Raw genomic sequence first — 12,150 nt, 5'->3', positions numbered from 1 at the left:
GTTTATTCAACGTTTTAATGTTTTACAACGGTTTGTGTATAAGAATAGTGCGGTTTTGTGTGCGAGGATTTTCCGAAGGAAAATCAGACGAAACAAAAGCGCACGGACTCTTGATTAAGCACTAAACTAAGCATTATTTTTATACGGTGTTAGCTACAGTTATTTTCTTAAGTAGCCTAACCTAATTAAATCAGTTTTTTCTTTTGTTAAATAAACCTTTTTATTAGCTACCAAGTAAATTTCATCACTTATATCCTTGATATGTTCATATAAATGGTCTGAAATTAATATTCCTTTTTTTTCTTTAGATTGAATAATTAAATTCTTGATTTTTTGAACGTGAACAGGCATAATTTGAGAAAAGGGCTCATCAAGTATTGCAAATTTTGATTCCGATTTTAAAATGAGATATGTTTCAATAATTCTTCTTTCTCCTCCCGATAATGTTCCTAAACAATTTTTTGATATGTTTTTAAATTCGGGAAAAGATTCTTCAAAATCAAAAAAATCTAATTTAAAAAAATTGAATACTGTTTTTATTTTCAGTTTTTTTGGAATAAAATTGTTTTGAGATAAATATAAGATATCTTTATTTGACGGATTTTTATTGAAAAAAGAAACGTCGTTAATCCGTAATGATTTTTCTCTTGGTTTGATAATTCCTAAAATTATTTTGAATAAAGAGGATTTTCCCGAACCATTTCTTCCTAATAAAGCTGTAATAGTTCCTGCCTCAAGTTTTAAGTATACATTGTTTAATATTTGATTCTTTTTAACTTCAAATAAAACACTATCAATTTCTAATTTATTTTTCTTCATTTAAGTTAATATTATCATTATTAAATAAATCATAAAGTCAAAACTAATAGTTGAAATCCATAAGGATTTGTTAGAGATTCCAAGGTTCTTGTAAAAAACAAATTCGTTATTATGTGAGTCATTTATGAAATAATAAATAATTCCTAAAGTAATTATTTTAAAGAAAGTTAGTAATGAAATGATGAAGCCACTTTTTTCCCAAAGATTTATTAAATAGCATAAAAATCCAGATATTATGATACTTGCTAATGCAAATGACTTATAAAAATATAATATTAAATGTATCTTTTTCACTTTTCAGAATAGCTTTTTTTTAATTTATCTATTATTAATTACTCATTTTTGGAAATGAGTGGAATTGTAGCTAACGGTTTTGTGTATGATTTTTTGCGTTGATTAAACACCTAATTTATTAAATACAAACTGAATAGAAAATCCGCGAGGATTTTCGTAAGTAGGCGAGTACTAGCAATGAATTATACACGGTGTTGTGCAACGTATTTTTATTCATTTTTCAATTTATTATATCTAATATTCATTCGTTTTATAAATTCATCTTGATAATCTTTTTCCGTTATCTCTCCATTGATTAGACTTTCAAGATTCTTAACACTTTCCAATTTATAATAGGTTCTTTTATTTTTACTATCTATTCCTAAGTCAAAACTATTTTTTGATTGCTTTAAAATATTTCCAACAAAATTTGAGTCGGTTTTTGAGTGAAAAAATAAAGAGTCGTTTTTTAAAATCATTTTTCTCGGTAACATTCTTAATATATATTCAGAGCAAATATGAACAGTGTCATTTTTTATAAAAACTTCTGTATAGTCAATTGTATTGTCTTCAAGTTTTTCAGAATTACTTGAATACCAGTTTCCATAAATATTCTTTTTCTCTTTTATTCCATTGCAACTTAAAAACAAAATAATTGTAAATAAAAAAGTCAATATTTTGATTATTTTCGTTTTCATGATTATGTTTTACTACGTATTTATAATTTCCTTTTTAATTTTTTAAAACAAAAGTCAGATTCAAATATTGGACTAATTGATTTGATCAATTCTTTCGCTTTCTTTTTATTCATTATTGGGATATATACTTGATTGAATACATCAGATTCGTCCGAGAAATTCATATTAATTACAAGTTTTGCGTCTTTCCATTCAAATTTTTCAGATGAGTTTATACTTTCATAATTATTGTTTTCCATTTCTACATATAACTTTTCTAACAGTTTTTTTGATTCAAGAATTTTAATGATTTTTGAGTTCTTTAACGAATCAGTTTTAATGTCTCCACATTGTTCTTCTGTTAAATCCTCAACTATCCAATCTGTCGTAAATATTCCAATGTAAAATTCAACATCTGGAATTATTAATGTAGTAGTTAAAATTTTTGAAGAGCTTTTAATATCAGAAAGAGTTTTTTCATACGTAATTTCATTTTGTGAAAATGAAAACGTAAAGATGAATAGAAATAATATGTTAATTGTAAACTTCATTTTCATATGTTGCACAACGTTAGGTATAAGAAAAGTAGGGAACAAGCGCAAAACGCCCTTTGGCTAAGTCTCGAGCTGATTTTTACAAATTTTACTTTTACCTTTTTTATTCAGCAAAAGTCGAATTTGTAAAAATTCGGCGGTCTTACCTGTGCGCCCAAACCATTGAATTTAAACTAAGCCACCCTATTTTTTTTATACATTGTTAGATGCCGTTATCTTTCTGCGTCCGAGTGAGAAATGATTTTTCGCGCCCGAGTGAGAAATGATTTTCTACATCACAGTGAGAAATATTTCTCAAAGTTAAAAGTACGCATTTATTTCGCTGGATTTAACTCAGATTTTGCAAAGAAGAAAAAATTCCGCAAAGCTATGTCGCTTAGTTGTCCGATTTTGTATTCCGCCACTGCGCAATCTGGCTCGAAAACACCGTTGTCCAGTCGGAAGTGCCACAAGTGCATTTTTTAAATTTAGTTTTTTATCTTTTTTTAAAACTAAATTTTAAAAATGTGCGACCCCAAAATAAGCGATGTCCCCACGCTAACATTGGTTTTTGCTTTGCCACAACCCACGTTTTACCATCCTAAAATTTTTACGGAATATATTTTATCAATGGCATCTAACAATTGTATATGCGTATTGTTGATATATCACATATATGTTTTATGTTTTAAAATTAACGTTTTTCAGCATATTGTCCAAAGGACTTTCGATATTTTTATTATTAATATGAATTGTTTTGGTATAGATTTCTGTAGTTTTCGGAGAGTTATGCCCTAGCATATTCTGTAAATACCTTAAATTTACATTGTTTTCTATACAATGTGTAGCAAACGAATGACGCAAGGTATGCACCGTTGCCCAAGGATTAGAGTTCGTTTCTGCTACTGCTTTTCTAAAAATAGCGCGTACACTTGTAGTACTGTATTTTCCGCCTGTTTGTCCTTCAAACAACCAGTAAGATGGTTTTTCTTTCTTAAAATAGGTACGTAATAACACTACTAAATGATTTGATAAAATAGTTTTTCGATCTTTTTTTCCTTTACTATCCTTTACAAATAAGTATCCTTCTTTAGAATGAATATCTATAATTCTCAAATTTAAGACCTCAGAAATTCGAAGTCCAGCACTATAAATAGTCCATAAAATGGCTTTGTGCTTAATGTTTTTAGGATGCTGTATAATTTTTAAAACTTCTTCTTTACTTAATACGTTTGGTATGCTTACCGCTTTTTTTGGACGTTGTATTTCATAATACTCTCTAGGTAGTTTTAAAACGTGTTCATAATACGCTTTAATAGCGTTTATAAGTTGATTTTGATAACTCTCTCCAATTTTATTTTTTGTAATTAATTCATAAACAAAACCCTCTATTTCCTCTTTGGTTATTATGCTAATATCTTTGTTAGAAAATTTTGTTAAAAAAACACTAAACATATTCTTGTAGGTTCGCACACTCGAGGCACTATACTTTTTTAAAACTAACGCTTTTTCCAATCTAAAAAGCTGTTCGATTGCATATTGGTTAAGCGGTCTTTTTTCAATAGGGGTAGGCGTTACCTCATTTACTGTTTTATAGTTTTTACCAAAAATATTTTTTATCAGTGCCACGTTTTCTTCTGTATACATAATAGACCATAATTTTTGATTGGGATGCCAAAAAGTGGTGTTAATTTTCTTAAAAACATCGCGTAGTTCCTTTAGTTCATAAGGGATATGAATTTTAATGCGTTTTGCATTCTTTAAAGGCTGATAAATAATTGGTGTATTATCCAAAGTGTTACTATTTATAGCTCAAATATAAAAGATAATAGTAGCATTATAAAGTTGATTTAAATATAGGTGTGTACTAACCGTTAAAAACGAATAGCGTGTAAAGACAGATAAAACGTACCTTTGTTAGGTATATGAAATATAAAATATGTAATAACGTAGTAAAAGGACGAAGCGATAAGAAATTTTGTTCGCAGCGCTGTAAAAATTATTATCATGTTAATTTACGAAAAGTAACAGCCATTGCTGTCAAAGATATCGATATCATTTTACACAGAAATCGATCCATATTATTAGAAGTTTTAGGAAAAAATTTGCTACAAAAAAAAGTACCTAGAATACTGCTAGAAAAAAAGAAATTTAATTTTAAGTACAATACACATTGGCATATTAATAGCAAAAATAAAACCTTTTTTTGGGTATATGATTTTGGTTGGATGTCTTTCTCCGATGATGAAATATTGATTGTTAGAAAAAGAACAATGTCTTAATACTGGTGCCTGTTTTCTCCTAACTTCAACTTTTAAAGGACCTCCATTTAAAAGTCTTTTTTATCTCAGTTCTTTGTTCGAAAATGTATTACCTAGGTATCAATTTCTAACGAATCAGTATAAATTCAGGGTAAATTTAACCTATTAATTAAAACTGAATAATGATATTATTAGTCCGCTTTATTATCCTAAAAAGGTACTTTATATTTCAATAGCAATTTATTATAAAGAGCCATAAACACTATTGTGAAGGTTTTTTTAATTATTTCGTTAAACTCAGTATTCAAAGGTCTGTAATGCTCAATGCAATCGGGTTCCAAGAATAGCTATTCTGAACTTTTATTAGGATGACTTTTTTAATTTTTCGGAAAAATATTTTTTCTCAATTTTTAATCTTATCAACATCTCGGATCTACAACAATACCCATCTTCTTAGAGGTAATAATATGCATACTACAAAAATCATATCGATTTGTAATTTTACCATAACAAGCGTAAATACCAATTCCATTTATAGGATACAAGTCTAGCACATCGGTAAAATGAACTGCATCAAAATAATGGCCCTCTTGATCAACAAACGTGCTTAATCGCATTAATTTACCCTGTGAAGTTTTGTTGTATCTCGTAGTAACCAACAAACCATATATTAAAACATTCTCATTCGTATAAGCAATCATTTCTCTTGCTTTTATACTCGGTAAATAAGGGGCTGCAACTAGTTTAAAGTAATCGTGAATTGTAAATCCTAATAATTCCATTTCGTCATACACATTTTCAATCCAATGAGATGCTAATTTTGGCAACTCATATTTTGTATGCTCAATTTTAAAAAGCTGTGCTTGTTTTGTCTTTTGTTTGGTGGCATTTAATTTAAATATCGCTTCCCATAATAATTGCGTTTTCGATTTTCCTGTAAATCGAAATCCATCTATTCTAATTAAAATAGTAAGCTGTTCTATGCTGATAACAACACGCTCTATAAAATTATCTAGCGATGTAAATTCTCCATACAATTGCCGTTCTGTTAAGAACCGTTTAATAACCAAATATTCTAAACTTTTTAAATACCCAAACCCTAAATAAATAGAGGTATCAATAACGCTATTTGGATGATTGCTTTTATTAATGCAAGGCAACGCTATAATAGCACCTTTCATTCTGGCTTCATGAATATAATGCGCAGCAGAATAAAAACCGCCGCCATTGTTTAAAACTGCTACCATAAATTCTATAGGATAATAGCATTTTAAAAATAAACTCTGATAACTTTCTACAGCATACGATGCAGAATGCCCTTTTGCAAAAGCATATCCTGCAAAACTTTTAATCTGATTCCAAACTTCAAAAATTAGTGCCTCTTTATGTCCTTTTTTCTTACAATTTGAAACAAACTTATCTTCCACTGCTTTAAATTCTTCAAGAGAACGATATTTTCCACTCATTCCCCGTCTTAAAATATCGGCTTCACCCAATGTTAAATCTGCAAACTTGCTAGCCACTTTCATAACATCTTCTTGATACACCATTACACCATAAGTTTCTGGCATAATCGCTAATAAAATAGGGTTTGCTTCTTTTCTTTTTTCTGGATAGCGATGTCTTTTAATAAACTCATCTTTCATTCCAGATCCAGAAACGCCAGGTCTAATAATTGAACTCGCAGCCACCAAACCCAAATAATCTTGTGTTTGTAATTTCTGCATCAAACCCCGCATTGCAGGAGACTCCACATAATAAGCACCAATGGCACCACCCGTTTTTAATAAGTGATTAATATTTGCATCCTTTTTAAATTTTTCTACATCTGTAATATCTATTGGAGGGGCATTGGGTCTGTTCTTTTTTATAATCTCAAGTGCTTCTTTAATTTTTGCCAAACCCCGTTGCCCTAAAATATCAAATTTAAAAACACCTACATCGTCTGCAATGTTCATATCAAACTGCACAGTAGGATATCCTTTTGGCGGAAGATTTGTTGCAGAATAATAATGAATGGGTTTGTCTAAAATTAAGATGCCTGCCGAATGCACACTTACATAATTTGGAAACCCTTCTATGAACTTTCCATACGTTAAAACCAACTTTGCAATGCTGTCTATTTCTTGTTGTTGATACACTGTAGCACTGCTATTCGACTGCGCTGGCACTGTCTTCTTATGAGTAGTAGACGCCTGTTTAAGAAGCATTTTTTGTTGTTTTGATGCGGTACTCAGCTTGTCAATTTCTTCTTTTGGAAGCCCAAAAACCTTTCCTAACTCTCTAATTACAGCTCTGTATTTAAAAGTATTGTAAGTCGCTAAAAGTGCGGTGTTTTTAAAACGTTTAAAAATATAACTGGTAACATCATCTCTGTCTTTCCATGAAAAATCAATATCAAAATCGGGTGGAGATGCTCTAAATGGATTTATAAATCGCTCGAAATACAAATCTAATTCAATAGGATCTACATCTGTAATGCCAATAATATAGGCAACAATACTATTGGCACCACTGCCCCTACCCACATGAAAATATCCTTTACTTTTTGCATAATTGACAATGTCATAATTGATTAAAAAAAAGGAAACAAATTTTAATTCAATAATAACTTTCAATTCTTTTTGAAGTCTATCTGTAACTTTTTGTGTTACCTTTTTATATCTTCTGTTGATCTTTGTATGGCAAAGCTCTAATAACATTGTGCAATCTTCTTCAAAGCTATCGCAATAGTATTGCTTATTTTGATTTTCCCGATCACTGCCAAACCCAAATTGAACACCGCTGCAATGCGCGGCTGTAGTGCTGTGTGGTGTATTATTACAGTGCTCTAAAAGTGTACTGGTATTTTCAATTATAGAAGGAAACTCTTTAAAATAGTCATGCAAAACAGCTGCAGTGTACATCTTATCTGTTTCTAGGCACTGCGCTGATGTTCGTAGTTTACTTAATAAGGTATTGTTATCTATTGCACGTAACAATCTGTGTGCATTAAAATCCTTTTTATTTCGAATGGTAACTTGTTGTTGTACCACCAATTTATCCGTATATTTTTTTAAATATGAAAATCGGAGTTTATTAATTTCAGCAACAGAAATACCAACAAATTCATTTTCCTTAAAAGACGTTAAGTTTAATTCTAATGTTTTTTCAAAAGGATAAATAATAAAAACATCTTCTAAAAATTCTGGTTGATCTGGAATGGGGTTTTTAGATGCTAAAAAGGTAGACAAATACCTATTTATGTTTTCAAAACCTTTGTTACTTTTTGCTAATGCAATAAACTGTTGGGTATTGCCATTTCTAAAATCGACTCCAACAACAGGTTTTATATTGAATTTTTGAGCTTGTTGAATAAAATTTAAACATGCAGATGTATTGTTGATATCTGTAAGTGCAATCGTATCAACATGATTTTCTTTTGCAAGCTTTAACAATTCTACCTCAGAAAAGGTACCATAGCGTAAAGAGTAATATGAGTGACAGTTTAAATACATTATTGTTTTCTATGTGCTAAAAGCGCTGGTGGTTCCCCATTAAAAGGATTGCTAAAACGCCCAATAGATTTTGCGCCCATAGCCGCAGCTCTTGTAACACTTAACGCTCCATACTTATTTCTAATGGCATCCATAGCATTATATAAATCGAGCATTTGCTCTGAATCATCAAATAAATTAATTTGATAACTACCACTAACAATATCTGTAATCTTTACCCCTACCAACCGAATTAACAAGCGTCTTTGATACAACTTTTTAAAAAGCGCTACAACTGTTGGGATAATAATGTGATCTGCACTTGTATACGGTATTTTAACTTGTTTTGTATAGGTGTTAAAATCTGAATATCTAATTTTTATAACAATCACAGCTGCTAATTTATCTCCCTTTCTAAGTTGGTATGCTAAATTTTCTGCCATTGCAAAAATAGTTTGAGACAGCTTTTTCATATCAATAGTATCTTTATTAAAAGTGCGTTCTGTAGAAATAGATTTTCTTTCATGAAACGGAATTAAAGGAGGATTGTCAATTCCGTTGGCACGCTTCCAAATTGTTCTTCCATTTAAACCCAGAACACTAACCAACATTTCTACTGGCATTTCTTGAATTACTTTTACTTTTTCGATCCCTAAATTTCTTAAAATTTGATATGTTTTTTCTCCAACAGAAGGTATTTTTCTAATTGATAAAGGTGCCATAAATTCTTTTTCAAACCCTTCATTAATTAATAATTGATTATTTGGTTTTGCTTCACCAGTAGCAACTTTTGAAACAATTTTATTGCCAGACAATCCAAAAGAAATGGGAAGTCCGCTTTCTTTTATAATTCGCTGTCTTAATTCTGATGCATATTTATAGCTTCCAAAAAAAGTATCCATTCCTGTCAAATCAGCATAAAATTCATCAATGCTTGCTTTTTCAAAAAGAGGCACTTTTTCTTTGACTATTTCAGTAACAATCTGAGAATATTTTGAATAAATACTTGTGTTTCCTCTTATGGTTACTGCTTCAGGACACAAACGTTTTGCAACTTTCATAGACATGCCAGAATGCACCCCAAAAAGTCTCGTTTCATAGCTACAAGCGGCAACTACACCACGATCTCCTGTTCCACCAACCAGCAGCGGTCTCTTTTGTAAACGGCTATCAATCAATCGTTCACAAGACACAAAAAAAGTATCTAAATCTAGATGTAAAATATTTTTCTTCACATCGCAAAATTAGCTACAAAAACAAACATTTATTGCTTACATTTGTAGTATTATGAAAATTATATCAAAAAACATTAAACACTTAAGAACATTAAAAAAATTTTCTCAAGAAGGTTTAGCAGAAGAATTAAAGGTGACTAGATCTCGTATTGGTTCTTATGAAGAGAATCGCTCTTCGCCAACATTAGAGTTTTTAATAGACTTATCCAATTACTTTAAAATACCCATTGATATTTTATTGAGAAATGATTTAACAAAAACCAAAGATATCTCATTCATACAAGTTGGAGATAAAAGAGTTTTATTCCCAATAATTGTAGATGAACATAATGAAAACTTAATAGAAGTGGTTTCTGCAAAAGCATCTGCAGGATATTTATTAGGGTATGATGATCCAGAATATATTGAACAATTAGAGAAAATTAAACTCCCTTTTTTACCTACAGGAAAACACAGAGCATTTCCCATAAAAGGAGATTCTATGTTACCAATGAAAGATGGTTCTTATGTAGTTGCAGAATTTGTAGAAGACATAAAAGAGGTTAAAAACGGAACTTCTTACATTATCGTTACTAAAAATGACGGAATGACCTATAAACGAGTATATGACCAAATTGAAGAAAAAGGAAGCTTACTCTTAAAGCCAGATAACAGAGAATATCAATCTTATGAAGTTCCAATTTCAGAAGTCTTAGAACTTTGGAAATTTACATGTAGCATAAATACACAAGAATATGATGAACATGAATTAAAACTGAGTAGCATAATACAAATGTTTAATGGGTTAGGAGTGGAGTTAGAGGTTTTGAAAAAGTCTTTGGTGTAAATTCTTGTTTTGTAAAATACTGTTTGTTTTTTTACTAAAATTAATTAGAAATCAGCGTACACACTTTTGTACATGATTTAGTTGAAATAAAGTATATAAGTGTAAAATTCGGGTGTTTTTGTAGGGTTCATAAAACAGATGTTAAAATTGCATATAAATTAATAGTTGGTAATGATGAAACACTTTAGAAATTGCACCTCCTGCAATGCAAACAATAATTCACTAAATTTACTTTTTTAAAATTAAAATAGATTATGAATAATAAGACGTACACTGTTTTTATAAGTTTTATAGTAGCATTAGGAGGGTTCCTTTTTGGTTTTGATGCCGGAATTATTTCTGGAGTCATGTCTTTTGCAGGGCCTGAATTTGATTTAAGTGAAATACAATCAGGCTGGGTGGTAAGTGCACCTTCATTTGCAGCGATGTTTGCGATGTTGTTTTCTGGAAGATTAAGTGATCTTATCGGAAGAAAAAAAACGCTCATTTTTGTTGCTTTTTTATATGCTATTTCTGCGGTTTTATCCGCCATGGCATCTTCTTATGAAATGCTGTATATCGCAAGAATTATTGGAGGTATCGCTTTTGGTGCAGCGTTGGTTTTAGCACCAATTTATATTGCAGAAATTTCTACAGCAGAAAATAGAGGGAAGTTAGTCTCTTTGCAACAACTGAATATCGTTTTTGGTTTTTTTGCGGCATTTTTAAGTAATTATTTTTTCAATAAATACAATACATCAGAAAGTACATTTTTAACGGACGAAAACGTTTGGAGATGGATGTTAGGGGTAGAGTTTATTCCTGCAGTATGTTATTTTGTCTTCTTGTTTTTTATTCCTAAAAGTCCACGTTGGTTGTATTTGAAAGAAAATTTTGAAGAAGCAAAAAAAGTTTTAAATAAGATTCATGGTACTGAAAGAGGAGGTATAGAAATTGCTGCTATCGAAAAAAATATACATGCTGATAAAAATAAATCTGCAATAAAAATTAAAGATTTATTAAAACCATCATTGCGTTTTATTTTAGTTGTTGGTCTAATTGTAGGAGTTTTGCAACAAATTACAGGTATTAACGCAGTGTATTTTTATGCAACTTCAATATTTGAGCAAACAGGAATAGGAACAGATGCTGCTTTTTCATCCGGCGTTTTATTAAGTACAATTTCAGTTATATTTACGTTTGTTGCCATTTATTTAATTGATAGAATGGGCAGAAGGCCTTTATTATTATTTGGTACAGCAGGTATTGCAGTTAGTTTATTGTTGTGTGCTTATGGTTTTAACCAAGCAACATATCAATTAACATCAGAAAAAATTAATCAATTAGAATTTTCTGCATCCCAGAAATTATTGCCTTTGGCAGATAAAGTGTATGAAAATGATATTGACTTTAAAAATGATGTAAAAGCGGCTTTAGGAAATAAAATATATAGTAAAAATGATGGCGCTATTCTGGAAGCAGCAACAACGATAAATGCGGATTTAATATTAATAGGTATTCTAGGTTTTATAGCTTGTTTTGCCTTTTCATTAGGTCCTGTAATGTGGGTGCTATTATCAGAATTATACCCATTAAAATATAGAGGTTTAGCAATTGGTATTATCGCTTTTGTAAACTCGTTAATAAGTTCTTTAGTGCAACTAATTTTTCCTTGGGAGTTATCTAATTTAGGAAATGCACTTACCTTTTTTATCTTTGGAATAATTGCTTTACTAGGATTCTTTATGCTGGTAAAAATATTACCAGAAACGAAAGGAAAATCATTAGAAGAGTTGGAATTGGAGTTGGTTAAAAAATAGATTTTAAGACAAAGCTATTTATAAGGTTGGAAAGCTTTTATATTGTTAGTTGTTATTAAGAGATGATTTAATGGTATTTTATTTTATGAAAACAAGTAAGAAAAATCACTAAATCTCAATAATAAAATTATAATCCGATCTAAATTAAACACGTTTTAGAACACGATTTAAATAATAAAAAACTTAAAACGCAATAAATCAGTAATTTACTTTAACTTGTGATGCGAAGGTGAGGTGACTGGTTTGAGTCT

General features: G+C 30.2%; 9 protein-coding genes. 3 read left to right on the top strand and 6 right to left on the bottom strand.

The features are described from left to right. Positions 1-159 precede the first annotated feature (159 nt). The 4 genes from BTO04_RS05260 to BTO04_RS05245 all read right to left on the bottom strand — a co-directional run bounded on the left by BTO04_RS05260 (position 160) and on the right by BTO04_RS05245 (position 4,096). Positions 160-819, bottom strand: a complete 660-nt coding sequence (locus tag BTO04_RS05260; RefSeq protein WP_087563501.1) for an ATP-binding cassette domain-containing protein — start codon at positions 817-819, stop codon at positions 160-162. A gap of 503 nt (positions 820-1,322) precedes the next feature. Then, on the bottom strand, positions 1,323-1,790 hold the full coding sequence (locus BTO04_RS05255) for a hypothetical protein (RefSeq protein ID WP_157662394.1): 468 nt from the start codon (positions 1,788-1,790) through the stop codon (positions 1,323-1,325). Positions 1,791-1,810: 20 nt separating this feature from the next. Further along, a complete protein-coding gene (locus BTO04_RS05250; RefSeq protein WP_157662395.1) occupies positions 1,811-2,320 on the bottom strand; it encodes a hypothetical protein in 510 nt (169 codons plus the stop codon). A 663-nt stretch (positions 2,321-2,983) separates the two neighbouring features. Continuing rightward, complete coding sequence (locus BTO04_RS05245; protein ID WP_087563499.1) at positions 2,984-4,096, bottom strand: tyrosine-type recombinase/integrase; 1,113 nt, start codon at positions 4,094-4,096, stop codon at positions 2,984-2,986. 131 nt (positions 4,097-4,227) lie between these two features. Here BTO04_RS05245 and BTO04_RS05240 point away from each other — a divergent pair, with 131 nt between their 5' ends. Continuing rightward, the gene (locus tag BTO04_RS05240; protein ID WP_087563498.1) at positions 4,228-4,584 is read left to right on the top strand and encodes a hypothetical protein; all 357 of its coding nucleotides are present in this window, start codon (positions 4,228-4,230) and stop codon (positions 4,582-4,584) included. Positions 4,585-4,982: 398 nt separating this feature from the next. On the opposite strand, the gene BTO04_RS05235 is transcribed toward BTO04_RS05240, so the two are convergent. Continuing rightward, a complete protein-coding gene (locus tag BTO04_RS05235) occupies positions 4,983-8,060 on the bottom strand; it encodes a DNA polymerase III subunit alpha (protein WP_087563497.1) in 3,078 nt (1,025 codons plus the stop codon). Further along, positions 8,060-9,274: a DNA polymerase IV gene (dinB, locus tag BTO04_RS05230; protein ID WP_087563496.1), complete on the bottom strand. Its 1,215-nt coding sequence runs from the start codon at positions 9,272-9,274 to the stop codon at positions 8,060-8,062. Before dinB ends, BTO04_RS05235 begins: the two co-directional genes overlap by 1 nt. A 52-nt stretch (positions 9,275-9,326) precedes the next feature. Here dinB and BTO04_RS05225 point away from each other — a divergent pair, with 52 nt between their 5' ends. Both BTO04_RS05225 and BTO04_RS05220 read left to right on the top strand, forming a co-directional pair. Beyond that, positions 9,327-10,100 carry a LexA family transcriptional regulator gene (locus tag BTO04_RS05225; protein WP_087563495.1) on the top strand — a complete coding sequence of 258 codons (774 nt, stop codon included), beginning with the start codon at positions 9,327-9,329 and terminating at the stop codon, positions 10,098-10,100. Positions 10,101-10,354: 254 nt separating this feature from the next. After that, positions 10,355-11,899, top strand: coding sequence for a sugar porter family MFS transporter (locus BTO04_RS05220; protein WP_087563494.1), 1,545 nt, complete (start codon positions 10,355-10,357; stop codon positions 11,897-11,899). The last annotated feature ends 251 nt before the right edge of the window (positions 11,900-12,150 follow it).

Origin of the sequence: Polaribacter sp. SA4-10 (assembly GCF_002163835.1) — a bacterium.
In the GTDB taxonomy this organism is placed as follows: domain Bacteria; phylum Bacteroidota; class Bacteroidia; order Flavobacteriales; family Flavobacteriaceae; genus Polaribacter.
The sequence above is the reverse complement of the archived record's forward strand: the minus strand, read 5'-3'. Positions and strand labels throughout refer to the sequence as shown.